This window comes from Solibacillus sp. FSL K6-1554 (genome assembly GCF_038005185.1).
GTDB lineage: Bacteria > Bacillota > Bacilli > Bacillales_A > Planococcaceae > Solibacillus > Solibacillus silvestris.
In genome coordinates, this window is the sequence record NZ_JBBOSS010000001.1 from 2,570,331 (window position 1) to 2,590,604 (window position 20,274).

A 20,274-nucleotide genomic window follows, 5' to 3' on the forward strand; every position below is an offset into this window, starting at 1 on the left:
AAATTCCACACTCCTAAATTTGTTCAGTACCGATTTTACTCGATCTTTTATAATTTACACGCTATTGGTAAAAGCGCGATAAATCCCCTTGTCGAATAGATGTTTTTTGCATGCGTTGTGCCTGGCGCATTTCTTCACGTAAAATTTTGCGTAAGTCCGAATCGGAAATTTCTTTGCTCGCTTGCTGTGCTGCCGGATCATTTTTCAAAGCAAATACTTTTTTGATCCCTGCCATATTGATGCCCTGTTCAAGCATATCCTTGATTTCCAATAAAGTGTCGACATCATTTAAAGAAAACATGCGTCGATTTCCTTCTGTACGGTGCGGCTGAATTAAATCATGCTCTTCATAATAACGGATTTGTCTTGCTGTCAGATCCGTCAATTGCATGACGATACTTATCGATAATAGTGGCATTGAACGTCGAATTTCACTACTCAATTTAATTCACCTCCCTTATCGCTATATTACGACTTGTAATTTACATTGTCAAATGTATGTTAGAAAAACTGACATTACTTTTTTAAATGAGCGAAAAGTATACAGAATATAGCGAATTTTACGCATATAAAAAAATCGCCCATTAAATGGACGATCCCTAAATATCACTTTAGCTTTTGGACAGCAGAACAAATAGCATATTTTACATGTTCATATGTTAAACCACCCTGGATGAAGGCTGTATAAGGAGGGCGGATTGGACCGTCTGCCGTTAATTCAATACTTGATCCTTGAACAAATGTACCTGCCGCCATAATGACATCATCTTCGTATCCAGGCATATAGGCAGGCTCCGGCGCAAAATGGGCATTAATAGGTGAAGCAGCCTGAATCTCACGACAGAAAGCTATCATCTGTTCCGCCGTTTGGAATGAAACGGATTGAATGAGATCCGTACGAACATCAGTATAATGGGGAGATGTTGTCATACCGATTTCCTCAAGCATTGCGGATGTAAAAATTGCACCTTTTAAACTTTGTGCAACAATATGCGGTGCCATGAAGAAACCTTGGTAAAAGTCTGCTAACGTATTTAATGAAGCGCCTGCCTCAGCTCCAATTCCCGGTGATGTCATACGGTATGCACATTTTTCAACTAAATCTGCACGACCTGCAATATATCCACCGATTTTTGCAAAGCCCCCACCAGGATTTTTAATTAATGAACCGGCCATTAAGTCAACGCCAACTTCTGTCGGTTCAAGTAATTCCACAAATTCACCGTAGCAGTTATCTACAAAAATAATGGCATTCGGTGCGATTGTCCGTATTTTCACAACCATTTCGGAAATTTGTTTAATCGTAAATGATGGTCGTGTTGCATAGCCTTTGGAACGCTGTATCGCAATCATTTTCGTATTTTCGTTTACTGCCTTTTTTACACCTTCCCAATCGATTTTCTTATTGTCGATTAAATCTACATGAGAATAGCCAATCTTATAGTCTTTCAAGGAACCTGTATCCTTTTCGCCACCATCAACGATTGATTGTAGTGTATCGTACGGTTTGCCTGTAATATAAACCAATTCATCACCCGGTCGTAATACACCGAATAAACTTAATGTGATCGCATGTGTACCCGAAATGATCTGAGGACGTACGATGGCCGCCTCTGCCCCGAAAGTTTGCGCATATACACGCTCTAAATTATCTCGGCCCTCATCATCATATCCATACCCTGTTGAAGGATGAAGATGAAAGTCACTTACCTGATTATTTCGAAAAGCTGCCAGTACCTTTTGTTGATTATAAAATGCACGTTCATCGACTTCCTGATGATAAGTGCGGACTTTTTCTTCCACTTGTGCTGCAAGCGTTAATGTTTCAGCTGATAATATTGATTGAAATGCCATAATTCCTGCTCCATTCTGTTCAAACTGTATCCATTATACATGAAAAAAAATAGTTTTGACGAATGTTTGAAAAACTGCTATTGTCATGGTCGAAAGGACATTAAGGGAGAGATGTTTATGGCGTGGGATGTATTTAGTTTGATCGGAACGGTTGCCTTTGCCATTTCCGGGGCAATTGTGGCAATGGAAGAAGAGTATGATTTATTTGGGGTGTACATATTAGGTATCGTTACAGCTTTTGGCGGCGGGGCTATCCGTAATATATTAATCGGCCTGCCGGTCTCGACATTATGGAACCAGGAGCTTATGTTTCAATTCGCGCTTCTTGCGATTACGGTTTTCTTTTTAATTCCGCATCATTTATTTAAACAGTGGAGTCGATGGGGATACGTTACCGACGCAATCGGATTATCCGCCTTTGCCATTCAAGGTGCAATGCATGCTGTCCACCTGGAGTTACCGATTGTAGCAGTAATTGTAGCTGCCGTTTTAACAGGTGCAGGCGGGGGGGTGGTTCGGGACTTGCTTGCCGGTAGAAGACCCATTATACTGCGTCACGAAATTTATGCCGTTTGGGCGGCCAGTGCAGGTTTCTTAATCGGCCTTGAAATTTTTAAGGGGGATTTGTTTTTATACTTTTTATTTGTTTCCATTACTGTCCTGCGGATATGTTCATACACTAAAGGCTGGAGCCTGCCATCAAAGAAAATTTATTATACAAAGTAGGATAACTAAAGGGAGTGCCGAATCAATCGGCACTCCCTTCTTTTGGAAATTATTTAAATTCTAATTCTCCATCATAGGCCATCATTCCGCCATCTAAATTCGTTACATCAAAACCTTGCTCTGCCAGATATTCGCAAGCATTTGCACTGCGTACTCCGCCTTTACATACGACGATGTAGGATTTTGAATTGTCTAGTTCATTAGTACGTTCCGGGATTGAGCCAAGTGGAATATGTACAGCACCTGGAATCATTCCGTGTTCCACTTCAAAATCTTCACGAACATCGATTACATTTAAATCTTCATTTGCATCGAGTAAGTTGATCAGTTCATCTGTTGTCATCGTTTTCATCAAAAATCCTCCAATACTTATAGCATCTTAGTCATTATAATCAATCAGATCAAAATTCGCTACAAGTTTGGCTAGGTTGTTACTCTTCTTCCGTTAACGCTACATTTTTGGACGGTACAAAAGTAGAAATTGCATGCTTGTAAATAAGCTGCTGTTTTCCTTCCGATTCCAATAGTACGGTAAAGTTATCATATGATTTTATAAGTCCTTTTAATTGGAAGCCATTTAACAGAAATACCGTTACAAAAACATTATTTTTACGTAAATTGTTTAAAAAAGTATCTTGCAAATTTATCGATTTCATCGTCGTTCAATCTCCCTTACCTTAAAATACATGCAATAGTTACCTATTCGTTATGCGGACAAAATTTCCCTTTAAATTTAATGAATTTCAAATAAACTTTTTATTTTATTCCAATCATTTCCGATCCACGCAATTTCCATTTTATTTCGGAAATAGGTAAGTTGACGTTTCGCATAGCGACGGGAATTTTGTTTAATCTGTTCCACTGCTTCTTCAAGTGAAACAAGTCCATCAAAATGGGCATACAGCTCTTTATAGCCGATCGCTTTAATCGCCTGGACATCACGGATTCCCCCTTCATATAGCGCGCGGACTTCTTCGACAAGACCCGCTTCCATCATTAAATCGACACGTAAGTTAATTCTTTCATAAAGTTTTTCGCGATCCATATCCAACCCGATTATTACATGGTTATATAACGGTATGTCCCCTCGATTGAATTGCTCTTCTGCTCGAGAGACTCCTGCAAGTTCTGCCATTTCCATTGCCCGAATAACACGTCTTGTATTGTTCGGATGAATGGACGCCGCCGCTGCCGGGTCCATTTGAACAAGTTTCGCATGCATCGCTTCAGGCCCTAACACTTCAAGTTCTCTATAATAATTTTCGCGAGCTGTTTCATCGACCTCTTGTTTGGCAAATTGAAAATCATATAGGACAGATTGTACATATAACCCCGTTCCCCCAACAATAATCGGCATTTTCCCCCGAGCTTGAATCTCTTCAATTTTACCGCGGACAAGCTGTTGATATTCTGCAACCGAAAAACCTTCTGTCGGTTCTTTAATATCAAGCAGGTGATGCGGAACCCCTTTCATTTCGGCTTCGGTAATTTTGGCCGTACCGATATCCATATGGCGGTAGATCTGCATGGAATCTCCGTTAATAATTTCACCGTCAATCTCTTTTGCCAAGCGGATACTCAGCGCTGTTTTTCCGGATGCTGTAGGACCGATAATGGCCACGACATCGATTTTTTTATTCATCTTTTAACCACCGTACAATTATTTCTTTTACTTGTTCTTTCTTTTTTTCGTTTAAAATTTCATGCCGCATTCCTTCAAATATATGCACCTTTACATGTTCTACACCCGAACGTGCAAACAGTTTACCAACATGAAACGCCCCTTCTGCTTCAGGCCCGGCAATCGGATCATATGTGCCGTTTACTACAAGTATTTTTAAATCAGGACGTATTCGCGCATTCGCACGGTCATTTTCGAGCTTCAACATGCCTCCCGTTAAATCAACGAAAAATTGATTCGTCGGGATCACACCGCACAATGGATCATCAATATATTTTTGTACTTCCTCTTCATCGGTTGTAAGCCAGTCAAAATTTGTTTTCGGATCTTTAATTTTACGATTGAAACTGCTAAAACTAAGATCATTCATAAGATCACTTTGAATTTTTGCTCCCTGCAGGTTTACCAGCTGCTTCGCTATAATATGCCCTGCCTTATGAAGCAATGTCGGTGATCCCGTACCCGATAAAATCAGCCGTTCTATTTTATCACTATGCTGTTGGATAAAACGTCGTGCTATAAAAGAGCCCATACTGTGACCGAATATAATAGCCCGTTCTGCCGTTTCTTTCTTCAAAAAGGAAAGCACTTCTACAACATCATCTACAACAAGCTCAAAACCCTTTTCAGGTCCGAAATAACCAAATATGCCGTTTTTTTGCGCTGTAAAACCATGACCGCGATGATCATGCGCTGTTACAAAATACCCTTCATCACATAGCTTCTCCGCGAAATTTTCATATCGTCCACTATGTTCCGACATCCCGTGCAAAATATGAATATGCCCAATACGCTTTTTACTCGGTGTATATGTGCGGACAAAGATATCATGCCCGTCTGACATTGTGACGAAAAATGACCGTTGCTCCATAAAACCATCCCCTCGTTTATCCCGCATTAACTAGTAGTAATTTATCTGCCTCGAAAGCGTAATCTCAGAGGCAAGACTACCCGTAAAAGCCCGATTGGTTCGGGCCGACACAATGTTAGTCACACAAGCGTTGTCACAAAACGCGACGGTTTTAGCTTATGTTCCCTCTAATCAGTGGGAGTGAAGAGATCCCCACTTATTGAATTTTCACTGTATGAATTACATTACCCGTTTAAACATTTTTTCCACTTCATACGACGTAAAATGAATCAATACAGGCCGCCCATGGGGACATGTAAACGGATTGTCAGCATTTCGTAAGTCATTAATCAGTCTTTCCATCTGTTCTTTATTTAAATAATGATTCGCTTTAATCGACTTTTTGCAGCTCATCATAATGGCCGCATCTTCACGCAATTTTTTTATATCGGTTTTCCGTGCGCTTAGCACTTGCTCTATCAGTTCCTCTATAATTTCCTGTTCTTCGCCTTTTGGGAACCAAGTCGGGTATTCCCTTACAACAAATGAAGAAAGACCGAATTCCTCCAAGAAAACCCCTACTTCTTCAAGTGCCTCCTTGGATTCTTTTAGACGTAATGCCTCATCAGCCGCATAATGGAATGTTAAGGGCATGAGGAGAGTCTGGCGTTCGTTTGCATTCACTTCTCCGACTTTATCTCGGAAATATTCATACTTAATTCGTTCCTGTGCTGCATGCTGATCGATTAAATAAAATCCGTCTTCCATTTGGGCTACAATATACGTTCCGTGAATCTGTCCGACAATTTCGACTTGTGGAAAATGCCTTTTCGATTCGACTTCTTTCATTGGTGACTCTTCCAGGTACATTTCCTCTTCAATAGTCGGAATTTCATGGAAGTCTTCCGTAGAATGCTGTTCGCTGCTTTCCGGCTCAGGTGGAGCTGCAGGCACGACCTGTTGTTGTGTCGGGACCGGCGCATACGGCTCTTTTACAATAGATGCTTCATTTGATAATCGCTCAACAATTGTCGATAACTTATCCTCATTAAATGTCGGCTGCATTGCAGGTGCCGGATTCCAAATATTCATCTGTTCAGTTGGCGTTCGAATTGGTTTTTCGTTTTTTTCAGCGAGCGGAATACGGATAACCTCCCGAATCGCTGAACGGATCGTATCTTCAATAAGCTTCAGCAGTTCCGGCTCTTTACTTAAGCGTACCTGATGCTTCGCCGGATGGACATTGACATCTGTTAATTGCGGATCTCCCTCAACATACAAAAGTACGATTGGGAAACGTTCAATCGGTAAATACGTATGATATGCATCTATGATTGCCTTCTGAATCACGAAATGTTTGACCCAGCGCCCATTGACGAAAAGTGACATATAATTTTTCGAAGCACGCGTAACTTCAGGTAAACTTGCAAAACCATGTATTTTATAATCTTGATTTCCCCCTTCAAACGGCAGCATTTTCTTCGCATTGTGTGCACCGTATATTGCCGCCAATACTTGCTGCACCTGGCCGCGGCCGTTCGTTTGCAATAATGTTTGCCCATTATGCACAAGTTTAACCGCAATCGTCGGATAGCCGAGCGCAATCCGGTTAACAAAATCGATTGTATGCCCAAGCTCGGTCTGAATCGTTTTTAAATATTTCAGGCGTGCCGGTGTATTAAAGAATAGCTGTGCAACAGTAATATCTGTTCCCCTGCGCAGTGCGGTCGGCTGGTGTTCCTTCAAATGACCGCCTTCCATATACAGGTGCACACCTCCATTCCCGTCCGAAGTGCGTAATGTTAACTTGGAAACCGAAGCAATCGATGCCAATGCTTCCCCGCGGAAACCGAGTGTCCGAATACGGAACAGATCCTGTTCTTTTTCTATTTTTGATGTAGCATGGCGGGAAAAGGATTTAAGAGCATCTTCCTCGTCCATCCCGCTTCCGTTATCAATGACTTGTATCGAATGAAGGCCCGCTTCTTCCAGGAAAATTTCGATTGACGTACTGCCCGCATCGATTGCATTTTCAACTAGCTCTTTCACGACAGATGAAGGGCGTTCAACTACTTCACCGGCTGCAATTTTATTCGATAGCCACTCATCCATTATTTGAATTTTTCCCAAAGCCGTTCCCTCCTTTATTGATTGCCTAGTAATTTTTGCTGCAGTTCATATAGTAATGTCATTGCCTGCATCGGTGTTGTGCCCATCACATTCAGCTTTGCCAATGCATCAAGCACTTCTTGTTGTTCCGGTGCGATTGCTGATTCTTCCTCTATTGTAAACAATGAAAGCTGCTGGTCGTTCTCCATCACCTGTTCCGGCATTTGCGGATTTTGAGGTGGTTCTTGTTTATAATTGATCGCTTGCGGCTTTTCTTCATTCGCAGCTTCAAATTGCTCCAGTAATACGCGAGCACGTTGTAAAATCGTTTCAGGCATTTCTGCCAGCTCCGCCACATGGACACCATAACTTTTATCTGCGGCACCTTTTTTCACTTTATGCAAAAATACAACCCGGCCATCTTGCTCGGTTGCACTGACATGAACATTTTGCAGACGTGAAAGCTCATTTTCCAAATCCGTCAGTTCATGATAGTGGGTAGAAAATAATGTGTTTGCCCCGATTTCATCATGAATATATTCCATCATCGCCTGTGCCAGACTCATCCCGTCATATGTTGATGTACCGCGTCCGATTTCATCAAACAGCAGCAGACTGTTTTTAGTGGCATGTGTAATGGCATGCTGTGATTCAAGCATTTCTACCATAAATGTCGATTGGCCTGCCGCTAAGTCATCTGCTGCACCGATACGCGTGAAAATCTGATCAGTAATCGGAAGTATTGCTTCATCAGCCGGTACATAGCAACCCATTTGTGCCAATACGACAATGAGTGCTACTTGGCGCATATACGTACTTTTACCCGACATGTTCGGACCAGTAATCAGCATCATATTTTTATCATTTGTCAGCACACAATCATTCGGTACATAACTTTGCTTATTGAGCATTTTCTCGACAACCGGATGTCTTCCTTCAATAATTTTCAAAGCACGTCCGTCATGGAATACCGGCTTTGTAAAACGGTATTTGTCCGTTACCATCGCAAAGCTCATCAGTACATCAAGCTCACTAATTTGGGCAGCCAATGCCTGTACACGGGGAATATACCCTTTTAACTGTTCACGCAATGCTACAAATAAATCATATTCCAGCGCAAGACTCTGCTCTTCGGCATTTAAAATTAGTGCTTCTTTTTCTTTTAATTCTTCTGTAATAAAACGCTCGGCATTCGCCAAAGTTTGTTTTCGTTCAAAGCGTGCCAGGTCTGTATTATTCAAATGGGATTTTGTAATTTCGATATAATAGCCGAATACACGGTTATAGCCTATTTTTAAATTTTTAATTCCTGTCAGTTCACGTTCTTTTTGCTCAAGCTGGGCAATCCAGTCTTTCCCGTTTCGGGAGGCATCACGATATTCATCGAGCTGTGCATTGTAGCCATCGCGAATTACATCGCCTTCTTTGATTGAAATTGGCGGTTGATCGGTAATCGCCTCTGCCAGCAATTGTTCAATATCGGCGCATACGTCCAGCTTTTGTCCTAGTGCTGTACATTTTTCCAATCCGCTGGTTACAAGCTTTTGCTGAATCATCGGTACTTGGCGTAATGATTCACGCAGCTGTGCCAGATCACGTCCTCCAACAGAACCAAATGCAACTCGCCCTGCTAAACGCTCTAGATCATATACATTTTTCAGCAATGACGTCAATTCATCCCGCAAAAAGAAATCTTCCAGCAATTCTGTAACAATCGCCTGGCGTGCTTCAATTGCATTTTTCTTTGCAAGCGGCTGGTGCATCCACTGTTTCAGTTTTCGGCCTCCCATCGCCGTTACCGTTTCATCCAAAAGCCACAGCAATGTACCTTTAGAATCACCTCCGCGTATCGATTGAATCAACTCTAAATTACGTTTGGAATTCGTATCGATGCGAAGGAAGTTATGTGCCTCAGTATAGGTAAACGGCTGAATATGTGATAACGAACGCATTTGTGTACGTTCCACATATTGTAATAATCGCTTTGCCACGCCTTGTAGCTGAACCGGCAGATGAGCGACATACTGATTTGCTTTTACCGGGTCCATTTCTTCTGTTTCAAGCGACAGAACAATACCACCTGCTTCCGCATAATCTGCAAGCAGTAACTGCAGCTGCTCGTTTACGATCAATTCTTTTATTGCATATGCTTGTACTTGCTGAATTAATTGTTTTGCACTTCCTTCAATAACAGAACAATTGGCTTCGCCTGTCGATACGTCCAAATAGGCAAATACCATTTCATCATTTTCATTACTTTCAGCTGCTGCAATGAAATGATTGGATTTCCCGTCAAGTGCTTTCCCCTCTGTAATCGTACCTGGAGTAATTACTTGTACTACTTCACGTTTCACAACACCTTTTGCATGCTTTGGGTCTTCCGTCTGTTCGCATACCGCCACTTTAAAACCTTTTGAGACAAGTGTTTCGATATAGCCTTGTGCAGAGTGATGCGGTACCCCACACATTGGAATCGGATTATCGGTATTGCCTGAGCGCGCTGTTAGTGTAATTTCCAGAAGCTGTGACGCTTTAATGGCATCATCAAAAAACAGTTCATAAAAATCGCCTAAACGGTAAAATAAAAAAGCATCCTTGTAATCTTGTTTTACGAGTAAATATTGTTGCATCATCGGTGTATATGTAGTCATGTTTATTTCCCTCACTTGCTAAAACTTGTACAAGTATTATACCATTTGACTCGCATTTTGCCTTGCAAACGAAAAGAAAAGGAATTGTCTGAAAGTAATCTTCAAACAATTCCCCTCTGTTTACGATAGACTTTTGCAGTTTTTTACGACTTTAAATTTGCTGTTAAAAAATAGACGTTTTCACGAAAATGATGAGGAGTCATAATCTTTGCCATAATCTTTTCCGCCCGAGTCGGACGATGAAGACGATGACGAGGATGACGAGGATGATGATGAAGAAGTGCTGGATGGCTGCTGTGAACTTTCTTCATATGACCATTCATCTTCATAATCCAGTGGGTGTACATTAATCACAACTGTCGTTTCCCCAATTATCTCCACTAAAAATTCACGCTCGACCGTTACTTGGATTTTGTCGCCTTGCTTAGTAATCACTGCCTCAATACAATTCGGCGCTTGTAATACACGGACTTTTACATCATTTGAATCGACTTCATCTCCATCACGGAATGATAGTTTGACACGGTCCTTATAGGAAATTGTCTCTGTATGCACTGCCGTTTTTGAATGATTGTTATATGCGTACCAAACATTCACCTCGAATTTCCCTGTCACCTCAACAAATTTACCGTTACGTTTCGCCTGGTATTGATGGTTAATTACCCAACAACCTAATATGCTCGTTGGCGCATTCGGTGGACAGAGCGTTTCTACACATTCGGTACGCTTCTTCCCTTTTGCAATAACTGCTTTCGTCACAATTTGACGTAAACGCTTCACCGAACATCTCTCCTTTCTTCAACTAACTCGACTTATTGTATGCGACAGGTGCCTAAAGGGTGAAATGAGTTTTTAGAAAAAAAAACTACTACAAACCTTTGTTGTAGTAGCGCTTTTGCTATTGCTTCATTCAATTATACCTCGGTGCAGTTATGTCAGGAAGCGGGATAAGGCCTACATAGTGCTGTCTTATTTAGCCCATCTTTATTTTACTGAGAGCTTCATTTGCTGAATGAAGTTTTTAACTGCTGATCTAATAGTTCATTAATTTGTTCAATTAACATTGGTTTATAATAATAGTATCCTTGCCCAACCTGACAGCCTAATCGCTTTAGCTCAAGATGCTGTTCTTCTGTTTCGATTCCTTCTGCTACAGATACCATGTTCAAGTTATCCGAAAGCTGAATAATGGTTTTAATAACGGCATTCATCCGTGGATTCGCTAAATTATCGACAAAACTTTTATCAATTTTGATTTCTTTAAATGGCAGTTCCTGCAAATAGCTGAGTGATGAATAACCAACACCAAAGTCATCAATCGATGTTTCAATCCCCAGCTGTTGCAACTCGTCGATTATTTTTTTTGCTCTTATGACATTTTCCAGTTCGACACTTTCGGTTATTTCAAATTTTATAAATTTCGGATCTATTTTATAGCTTTCTATAAGGGCAATGGAACTTTCTACAAATGCCGGATTATAAAAATGGCTCGGTGAAATATTGATCGATACTTGATACAATTTCAATCCCGCATCGTGTCGCTGTTTTTGCCATAGGAGCACCTTCTTGAAAATTTCGAGGTCTACTTTATAAATATTACCGGTATTTTCTGCAACCGGAATAAATAACGTCGGTGAGACAACACCTAAATCCGTCGAATTCCAACGTGCCAAAGCTTCAAAACTTTCAATTTCCCCTGTCATCAAGTTCACTTTCGGCTGGAGCATCGGAAAAAATTCACTATTTTTTAGACCGCGAGCAAAATGGGCCAGTACATTCATTTCTTGTTCTACAGATTCAATTAAACTCATATTAAAATTTTTAATAACAGTGCCCGTTACTTTAAGGGCACTTGATAACGCAATATCCGCCTGGCGGACTGCTTCTATGTAATTAATACGGGAACTAAAAGATGAAGTTCCTATTTTTAATGTTAAGTATACTTCTTTTCCATCAATATAATATGGCTCTGATAAAAACTGTTCTGCTACAATGGGTGGAATCTTCATTTCCCGTAATGATAAACGTGTCGCTACAATAATCGCTGAATGGGTATACCTCGCAATGATCGAGTCTGCGAATGATGGGATATTCTGTATTCGATTTGCTAGCTGACGCAGCACTTCATCCCCGCCTTGCCGGTCATACAAATCAATAATATTTTGATATTCTCCCGGTTCAATAATATATAAATGCCCCATCGACTGATTTGCAGTAAAATCATTTAAAATGATTTTAAAGCGTTCATAATTATTTAATCCGGATGCAACATCACAAAAAGCAAGACGGTGAATCGCACTTTTTTGGTCAAAATATTTTAATGCGAGTGTAACAATCGGTGCGATTCGGTTCATGAATTTTATTTCAATCGTTTTTGGTTCTGCCCGTTGTTCAAAGTACATTGTAAATAAACCGATCGTTTTTTCTTCTGAATTTAAAATTGGCTGACTCCACATTGAAACTATACGATATTTATCGATAATCGGTCTATATGCTTCATGATAAATCGATTGCTCTAAGTCTTTCAAAATGAGCGGTTTATTTATTTTCCTATTGTCTTTCATATCCATTAATAAAACTTTCTCATCGAGCTCCTTCAAATCTTTCCACATTTCACCGTAAATATTAATCATCCGGTCATTTTCATCAACAAGGACGATGGAACAATGGCATTTCTTTCCGAAAGTTATTTCAACCGATTTGCAAATATTACGTAATACATTTTCAAGTGGATGCCCTGTTTCCAGACTAAAGTAGACTTCACGTTCCAGCTCAATCAACGACTCTATGTTCATGGAGTCCGTTACATCTTTCATTATGATCACACAATATTGGAGTATTCCTTGCTGATTAAACATTGGTAAATGCCTGACTTCGTTCCAAAATGCATACCCATCTTTCCGGTAATGAAAGGATGATGTTTTAAATGTCAGTCCATTTTCAATACTTTCCTGAATCGAATTCTCATTTAACATGTCAGTAAGAGGTCCCTGTAGTAAAGAAAGTGTTGACCCGAGCACATCATCTTCCCTGTACCCTGTTGTTTGCGTAAAGATCTGGTTTACAAATTCAATTGTATACCCTTTATTCGGGTTAATAATTGCTACTGCCAAATCAATCTGCCGAGCCATCTGACATAACCAATCGTACAATCCTTCATCACTTACACTTAGATTATCAAATTCGTTCATTAGTAAAGTCCTTCCTATATAGTTCTAACTAACTTAAATCATAACAAAAAATAGTAGGAATATCGACATATTTATTGTCACATATTGCTAAACTTTTAGAATATTAACTCTACATAAAAAAAGATATCCACGTGGGATATCTTTAATAATTATTTTAAGAACATGAGCCTGGTGTACTATTACGTACTTTTGATCCTGTTTCGCCTTTTAGTACATCGCCGCCTGTAGAAGCAATAACTTCATCTGTAACATTATTCGCAATGGCATTTGATACTAATTGTAACAGTTCATTTACTTCTGTCTGTGATTGCTTAAATTGTTGAACGACTGGTAATTCATCGATTTCAGTTTCAATTCCCGTAATTTTACCTTCAATCATATTAAGCGCTTTTTCTTTCCCTAAGTGCTGAAAGTTAACCGCCTGCTTTTGCAATGCTTTTAAAGAAGCGATCTTTTCGCGGACAAATTGATTTTCATTAATTTGTTCTTCCGCTTTTTTGAAAAATTCTACTTCTTCAGTATTCGCAATCATATGGGCAATTTCTTTTGCTTTTTCTACAATCTCATCTTTTGTATACAATTTTGTTGTCATTTTACGAACTCCCCCTCTTTTGTCACTTCTTCTACAAACTCACCCATTAAAGAGTAAGATTTTGCTTCTAAAATTTTTACATTTACAAGCTTACCAATAAATTTTGGATCTGCCTTAAAGTTAACAAGACGGTTTTTGCGCGTATAGCCAGCTAACACATCATCGCGTCTTTTACTGCTGCCTTCAACTAAAACTTCAACTGTTTGACCTTCCAAACCTTTGAGCGCTTTTGCAGAATACTCAGAGACAACCGCATTTAAACGGTGCAGACGGTCTTTCTTTTCTTCATCTGTTACATTATCGACCATTTTTGCAGCCGGTGTTCCTTCACGAGGCGAGTAAATATACGTGAACGCCATATCAAAGCCGACTTGACGATATAAATCAAGCGTTTCCTGGAATTGCTCTTCCGTTTCATTCGGATAGCCTACAATGATATCTGTTGTTAATGTTACACCCGGAATTGCCGCTTTAATTTTATCGACTAATTGCAGGAAATGCTCACGTGTGTATTTACGGGCCATGATTTTTAATATTTCGTTTGAACCGGACTGGACCGGTAAGTGGATATGGTCAACAAGATTACCGCCTTTTGCCAATACTTCGATTAAATGATCATCAAAGTCGCGCGGATGACTTGTCGTAAAGCGAATACGTGGAATATCGATTTTACGGAGCTCATCCATTAAATCACCTAGTCGGTATTCAATATCATCAAAGTCTTTACCGTACGCATTGACATTTTGGCCCAAAAGCATAATTTCTTTATAGCCTTGTGCAGCCAATTCACGCACTTCCTGAATAATTTCTTCCGGGCGGCGAGAACGTTCCTTGCCTCGTGTATACGGAACGATACAATATGTACAGAACTTGTCGCAGCCGTACATAATATTCACCCATGCTTTAATCGAGCCAATACGTTTTTTCGGAAGGTTTTCAATGACATCGCCTTCTTTTGACCAAACTTCGACAACCATTTCCTTTGACATATAAGCATCGTGTAAAATATTCGGTAATCGGTGGATATTATGTGTCCCGAACACCATATCAACATGCTGATACTGTTTTAATATTTTGTTCACGACAGATTCTTCTTGCGACATACATCCGCAAACACCAATCAGCATTTCCGGATTTTTACGTTTATATTTTAACAGGAAGCCTAGCTCACCGAATACTTTATTTTCCGCATTTTCACGAATGGCGCACGTGTTTAGTAAAACAACATCCGCTTCTTCAATCATTTCAGTCGGTGTATAGCCAAGCTGCATGAAAATACCAGCCATTACTTCTGTGTCATGCTCATTCATTTGACAGCCGTATGTTCGAATATAAAACTTACGATCCTGTCCCATTCCTAAATATTTTTCTTCGATATCAAAATCTTTATGATATTTTACTTCTTCTTTACCGCGCTTTTTCGCGTCTTTTAGTGAAGGAGCCGTAAATACTTTCTCAAAATATTTACTATAGTCTTTTTCTTCCTTAGGTTGTTTAATCTGCTGACTAGCTAGTCGTTGTTCTTCATTCATCGACTACTTGCCCCCCTATCATTTATTACCTTTACTCATTTCATCATTATAGCGAACTGTTGCTGTTTGTTACAAGCTAGTCGATAAATTGTTTGTAACTATTCAGGTCATTATCACGTAAAATTGTAAAAAATGTGACACTCAATTTGATTACCTGTGCCCAATTCATTTCATATTCCGATTCAAATTGATGCTTTGGCAAGCGCAGAACATCTTGAAATAAACGTTTTGCCTCAATGTTTTGCTGCGCTAAATATGCTAAAAACGCCAAAAACAGCTTGTGGTCTTCCAGTTGCAGTGCTTTATTTTCCAGCAGAGCATCTACCCGGCTTACAGGCGAATTGGCACGTTCAAACAATTTATTCAATTCACTTTCCAGTTTTTCATTTTTATAATGCAAAAAATTTAAAATATCGGTCATATTTTCTACCTCATTTTTAAAAAACATTTCAGTAAACTATCCTCTAAAAATAAAAGGCAGAAAGATTGCTCTATCTGCCTTTTACAAATACTATTTACTATCATCCATTTTCAGTACAGCCATAAATGCTTCCTGAGGAACCTCTACTGAACCTACTTGCTTCATACGTTTTTTACCCGCTTTTTGCTTTTCAAGTAATTTACGTTTACGTGAAATGTCACCGCCGTAACATTTTGCAAGTACGTTTTTACCCATTGATTTAATTGTCGAGCGGGCAATAATTTTTTGACCGATCGCAGCTTGCACCGGTACTTCGAATTGTTGACGCGGAATCAGCTCTTTTAATTTTTCAACGATTACTTTTCCGCGTTCATATGCAAAGTCTTTGTGTACGATGAAGCTTAATGCATCTACCTGTTCACCGTTTAGCAGAATATCCATTTTGCTTAACTTAGAAGGCTGGTATCCGATTAATTCATAATCGAATGACGCATAGCCTTTCGTATTTGATTTTAAGAAATCAAAGAAATCGTAAACAATTTCAGCTAAAGGCATTTCATAAACGATTTTCACACGTGTGTCATCGATGTAATCCATCCCTGAGAAGTTACCGCGTTTCTTCTGGCAAAGCTCCATAACAGCACCTACGTAATCATTTGGTACCATGATTGTCGCTTTTACGTACGGCTCTTCAATGCGGTCGATTTTTTGCGGATCCGGCATCATTGACGGATTATCCACTTTCAATACCGAACCATCCGTTTTTGTCACTTCATAAATTACAGAAGGCGCAGTCGTGATTAAATCAATGTTGAATTCACGCTCAATACGTTCCTGAATAATTTCCATGTGCAATAATCCTAAGAATCCGCATCGGAAACCGAATCCTAATGCCTGAGAAGTTTCTGCCTCATATTGTAATGCAGAGTCATTTAATTCCAGTTTTTCAAGTGCCTCACGTAAATCGTTGTATTTTGCTGTGTCAATTGGATAAAGACCGCAATACACCATCGGATTTAGTTTACGGTAACCTGGAAGTGGCTCTGTCGCAGCATGGCTGCCTGCAAAAGTTACAGTATCACCTACACGTGTGTCCTGAACATTTTTAATGGATGCTGTCAAATACCCAACATCACCTACTGTCAATTCAGCTTGTGGTATCGATTTCGGTGTATGAACACCTACTTCGATTACTTCAAACTCTGCACCCGTTGCCATCATTTTGATTTTATCTCCGGCTTTAACAGTACCATTTACAATACGGATTGAAATGATAACACCTTTATAAGCATCATAAACAGAGTCGAAAATCAGTGCTTGTAATGGGGCATCTGGATCACCTTGTGGGGCAGGTACTTTTTCAACGATCTGCTCCAAAATATCCTGGATCCCAATTCCTGCTTTTGCTGATGCAAGTACTGCTTCAGAAGCATCCAGCCCAATCACATCTTCCACTTCAGCGCGAACACGCTCCGGATCTGCAGCAGGTAAGTCGATTTTGTTGATTACCGGTAAAATTTCCAGATCATTGTCCAATGCCAAATATACGTTAGCCAGCGTTTGTGCTTCAATTCCCTGTGCAGCATCTACTACTAGAATGGCACCTTCACATGCCGCTAATGAACGTGATACTTCATATGTGAAATCGACGTGACCCGGTGTATCGATCAGATGGAATGTATAGATTTCGCCATTTTTAGCATTATATTTCAATTGTACGGCATTTAATTTAATTGTAATTCCGCGTTCACGCTCCAGATCCATAGAATCCAGCAGCTGCGATTTCATTTCGCGTTGTGTAACGGTTTGCGTCGTTTCCAATAAACGGTCCGCAAGAGTTGATTTTCCGTGGTCAATATGTGCAATAATCGAGAAATTTCGGATATTCTCTTGTCGTTTTAAACGTTGTTCTCGGTTCATGTATTATTCCTCTCCTAATTAGAAAAAACACCTGAGCCCATTTAGGGTTGGTGTCACTACATATGTAGGTTATTCATCCATTTACTTTTCTACTAAAATACAGCCTCTATCTCCCACCAATTTTAAGTAATGGAACATAGAGGCATAACGTATTTTAAATTATACTATGAATTGTAGTAAAACGACAACAGCGAACCTTCACCTACAATAGGAAAACCGTATTTCGCACTAAACTATAGCGAAATACGGTTTTTCATATTTGAGCGAGTAGCCGTGCTGAAATTGCTCTACGTGTCTCACACTACCCGCCTGCTATTTGTAAATCAATTAATACTTAAACTGCTGATTCAACGAAAGCAACCCGAATCGCCTGTGCTAAAACCGCCATCGTTCGTTGAAGTTCTTCTTCGGTGTTGTCGATACCCCCAAATTCAATCAGCAATACATTTGTTGCAAGATCTTGATTATAAACACCATCTACACCAGTACCAGACTTTTTAATAATTCCTCGTGAAATGCCAGGCACAATGCTGTTCACTTGCTCACTCAGCAATGTTGCATATGCTAAATTCGCTTCATATGCAGGATGTTCCGCGCCGACAACAAAAGCAATTTTTGCATATTGTTCATTATTTGCTGTAAGTGTCGTTACTTTTTTAGGGGCTGAATCCCGGTGAAAATCGATTACAAGTTCATATTCGTTTTCTTCCAAATACTGTGCCAATACAGGTCGAGCCACTTTGTACGCTTGGTGAAATGTTGCATCAACCTGTTTCATTTCGGTCATAACATCAAAATCTACAATATGTGGTGTTAAACCGTTTAATTCAAGATAATGCTGCATCATTTCTTGTAGTGAAAAGATATTCATTTCTTCATCATAAACTGCCTGCATCCCTTTTGTTTTTTTGACGATTGGCTTATAGGATTCGTGTGAATGTGTGAACATCAACAGTACATTGAATGGATCAATTTTCGGTTCTTCAGGTACTGTCACAATTGGCTCTGCCGCCGCATAAACAACGTGGGGACGTTCACTTTTACTTTTTTGTGTAGTCATTTCATTATTTGGAAAAGGGAATTGCCCAATAATGATAGGCAGTGAAAATAAAAATAAGAACAATAATGAGAAGCGTTTTAGTTTCCGCAAACACATCACCCTTTCTCCAATACAATATGGGAGAAGAGTAAAACTTAGAACGTATAACTAGCTTTTATTGTTCAGAAAATAAATTGCCGGTTAATTACCGGCTTTTTGTTTTTCTTCAAGCCATTTAAACAAACCTTCGCCTAGTAAAAATGCATATTGACTCAGCCAGAAGTCAACCTCTTTCGGAGTAACCATCAACCGCTCCGGATGGGTACTGAATACTTCTTCAAATAATTGTCGTCGATCTTCTGTCGGCCATGTTGCCCACTGACCGAAAATCGGCTCAACTTTCGTTAAATCGACTTCCTCGTTTACAGGTGTCCAGCTTGTTACTGAGAGCTTGCCTGAAGGTTTGTCTCTTTCCTGTATTTTAGCCGCAATCGACCTGAATGCTACATCTATTGCATCGGCTATTAAAATAGGTGCTTCCACAACTGTCGGAACTCCGATCGCTGTTACCGGTACGCCGAGCATTTCCTTTGAAATTTCCTTGCGATGGTTGCCGACACCTCCACCTGGATGTATGCCGGTATCTGTCAGTTGGATTGTCCGGCATAAGCGGGCACTTCCGCTTGTTGCAAGCGCATCGACGATAATAACAAGTGCAGGTTTAATTTTTTCTGCCAATGCATGAATATAATCGCTCGTCTCAAATCCTGTCTGCCCTGTAACACCTGGTGCATACAAAATAAACTTCGGGGAATCCAGTTCCGATTGTTTTTTATGCATCGCATCGATTGTATAAGGCCCAATCGCATCTGGGGTAATCGTCTTGTTTCCTAAACCGATTACTAGAATTTTTGAATCCGCCGTAATCTTGACATCCTTGTGCAGATCATGCAGGTAATGGATTAAAGATTCCTGCATTTGCTCAAATCCATGTCGGTCTTCCGAAGTTAATGTAGGGATCGACAACGTTATATACGTCCCTTGCTTTTTACTTATTCTTTCTTCCCCAGTAGCATTTACTTCAACTTTTGTGATTTTGACACGATTTTGTTGGGATTCTTCCATGTGAATGCCACGTTCATGTTCCAATGTTTCCTTTTGTTGTTTCGTTTGATGTTGGACAACTTCTGCTGTTTCATCAATTAAATCTGTTCGATTCCAATCAATTTTTTTCATAATGCACCTCCACAATTCAGTTTGTTCAAACTGTCAAGTAAATATTCTTTGCATTTATGTATTGCAATTCTTTCAATCCTTTGGTAGAATGATTTTTGTTGTATTGACACATGAATAAGTGAGAAAATACTCATCTCGTACCTAAATCTAGGAGGTGAAAGAAATGCCAAACATTAAATCTGCTATCAAACGTGTAAAAGTTAACGAAAAAGCTAACGCTGCTAACGCACAAGCAAAATCTGCTATGCGTACTACAGTTAAAAAAGCTGAGCAAGCGATCGCAACAGGTGCTGAAAACACACAAGAATTAGTAGTTGCTGCTTCTAAAGCATTAGATAAAGCTGCTTCTAAAGGTCTTATTCACAAAAACGCGGCTTCTCGTAAAAAGTCTCGTTTAGCGAAAAAAGCTTAATTGTAAACTTATAAAGCCAACTGTGCATCCGCACAGTTGGCTTTTTTCGTTGTTTTCTAG

Annotated in this window: 18 protein-coding genes; 2 read left to right on the forward strand and 16 right to left on the reverse strand. The window is 39.8% G+C overall.

What is annotated here, in order from left to right; translation table 11 throughout:
- Positions 1-61: 61 nt before the first annotated feature.
- Both MHB58_RS12820 and MHB58_RS12825 read right to left on the reverse strand, forming a co-directional pair.
- Positions 62-442, reverse strand: a complete 381-nt coding sequence (locus MHB58_RS12820; RefSeq protein WP_008407589.1) for a MerR family transcriptional regulator — start codon at positions 440-442, stop codon at positions 62-64.
- A gap of 164 nt (positions 443-606) precedes the next feature.
- Positions 607-1,854 (reverse strand): methionine gamma-lyase family protein, encoded by a 1,248-nt coding sequence (locus MHB58_RS12825; protein WP_340735371.1) that lies wholly within the window; start codon positions 1,852-1,854, stop codon positions 607-609.
- A gap of 117 nt (positions 1,855-1,971) precedes the next feature.
- On the opposite strand from MHB58_RS12825, the gene MHB58_RS12830 reads away from it, so the two are divergent.
- On the forward strand, positions 1,972-2,580 hold the full coding sequence (locus tag MHB58_RS12830) for a trimeric intracellular cation channel family protein (RefSeq protein WP_008407591.1): 609 nt from the start codon (positions 1,972-1,974) through the stop codon (positions 2,578-2,580).
- A 49-nt stretch (positions 2,581-2,629) separates the two neighbouring features.
- On the opposite strand, the gene MHB58_RS12835 is transcribed toward MHB58_RS12830, so the two are convergent.
- The 14 genes from MHB58_RS12835 to gpr form a co-directional block, all read right to left on the reverse strand.
- Entirely contained in the window at positions 2,630-2,932 is a 303-nt protein-coding gene (locus MHB58_RS12835; RefSeq protein ID WP_014823385.1) for a rhodanese-like domain-containing protein, read from the reverse strand.
- A gap of 79 nt (positions 2,933-3,011) precedes the next feature.
- Complete coding sequence (gene hfq / locus MHB58_RS12840) at positions 3,012-3,236, reverse strand: RNA chaperone Hfq (protein ID WP_008407593.1); 225 nt, start codon at positions 3,234-3,236, stop codon at positions 3,012-3,014.
- A gap of 77 nt (positions 3,237-3,313) precedes the next feature.
- Entirely contained in the window at positions 3,314-4,222 is a 909-nt protein-coding gene (gene miaA / locus MHB58_RS12845) for a tRNA (adenosine(37)-N6)-dimethylallyltransferase MiaA (RefSeq protein WP_014823384.1), read from the reverse strand.
- Entirely contained in the window at positions 4,215-5,132 is a 918-nt protein-coding gene (locus MHB58_RS12850) for an alpha/beta fold hydrolase (RefSeq protein ID WP_014823383.1), read from the reverse strand. The genes miaA and MHB58_RS12850 overlap by 8 nt, the downstream gene beginning before the upstream one ends.
- 219 nt (positions 5,133-5,351) lie before the next feature.
- Positions 5,352-7,241, reverse strand: coding sequence for a DNA mismatch repair endonuclease MutL (gene mutL, locus MHB58_RS12855; protein ID WP_340735372.1), 1,890 nt, complete (start codon positions 7,239-7,241; stop codon positions 5,352-5,354).
- A 14-nt stretch (positions 7,242-7,255) separates the two neighbouring features.
- The gene (gene mutS / locus MHB58_RS12860; RefSeq protein WP_340735373.1) at positions 7,256-9,871 is read right to left on the reverse strand and encodes a DNA mismatch repair protein MutS; all 2,616 of its coding nucleotides are present in this window, start codon (positions 9,869-9,871) and stop codon (positions 7,256-7,258) included.
- Between the two features lie 180 nt (positions 9,872-10,051).
- Positions 10,052-10,651: an outer spore coat protein CotE gene (gene cotE, locus MHB58_RS12865; protein ID WP_008407603.1), complete on the reverse strand. Its 600-nt coding sequence runs from the start codon at positions 10,649-10,651 to the stop codon at positions 10,052-10,054.
- A 221-nt stretch (positions 10,652-10,872) separates the two neighbouring features.
- Positions 10,873-13,062 carry a bifunctional diguanylate cyclase/phosphodiesterase gene (locus MHB58_RS12870; protein WP_340735374.1) on the reverse strand — a complete coding sequence of 730 codons (2,190 nt, stop codon included), beginning with the start codon at positions 13,060-13,062 and terminating at the stop codon, positions 10,873-10,875.
- Between the two features lie 154 nt (positions 13,063-13,216).
- Complete coding sequence (locus tag MHB58_RS12875) at positions 13,217-13,654, reverse strand: RicAFT regulatory complex protein RicA family protein (protein WP_008407607.1); 438 nt, start codon at positions 13,652-13,654, stop codon at positions 13,217-13,219.
- Positions 13,651-15,186, reverse strand: a complete 1,536-nt coding sequence (gene miaB, locus MHB58_RS12880) for a tRNA (N6-isopentenyl adenosine(37)-C2)-methylthiotransferase MiaB (protein WP_065215634.1) — start codon at positions 15,184-15,186, stop codon at positions 13,651-13,653. Before miaB ends, MHB58_RS12875 begins: the two co-directional genes overlap by 4 nt.
- 76 nt (positions 15,187-15,262) lie before the next feature.
- Positions 15,263-15,607 (reverse strand): hypothetical protein, encoded by a 345-nt coding sequence (locus MHB58_RS12885; protein ID WP_014823377.1) that lies wholly within the window; start codon positions 15,605-15,607, stop codon positions 15,263-15,265.
- A gap of 90 nt (positions 15,608-15,697) precedes the next feature.
- Positions 15,698-17,527: a translation elongation factor 4 gene (gene lepA / locus MHB58_RS12890; protein ID WP_014823376.1), complete on the reverse strand. Its 1,830-nt coding sequence runs from the start codon at positions 17,525-17,527 to the stop codon at positions 15,698-15,700.
- A gap of 334 nt (positions 17,528-17,861) precedes the next feature.
- Positions 17,862-18,683, reverse strand: coding sequence for a stage II sporulation protein P (gene spoIIP, locus MHB58_RS12895; protein ID WP_014823375.1), 822 nt, complete (start codon positions 18,681-18,683; stop codon positions 17,862-17,864).
- An 84-nt stretch (positions 18,684-18,767) separates the two neighbouring features.
- Positions 18,768-19,802, reverse strand: a complete 1,035-nt coding sequence (gpr, locus tag MHB58_RS12900) for a GPR endopeptidase (RefSeq protein WP_008407612.1) — start codon at positions 19,800-19,802, stop codon at positions 18,768-18,770.
- 163 nt (positions 19,803-19,965) lie between these two features.
- Between gpr and rpsT the strand changes: the two genes are divergently transcribed.
- Positions 19,966-20,214 carry a 30S ribosomal protein S20 gene (rpsT, locus tag MHB58_RS12905; RefSeq protein ID WP_008407613.1) on the forward strand — a complete coding sequence of 83 codons (249 nt, stop codon included), beginning with the start codon at positions 19,966-19,968 and terminating at the stop codon, positions 20,212-20,214.
- The last annotated feature ends 60 nt before the right edge of the window (positions 20,215-20,274 follow it).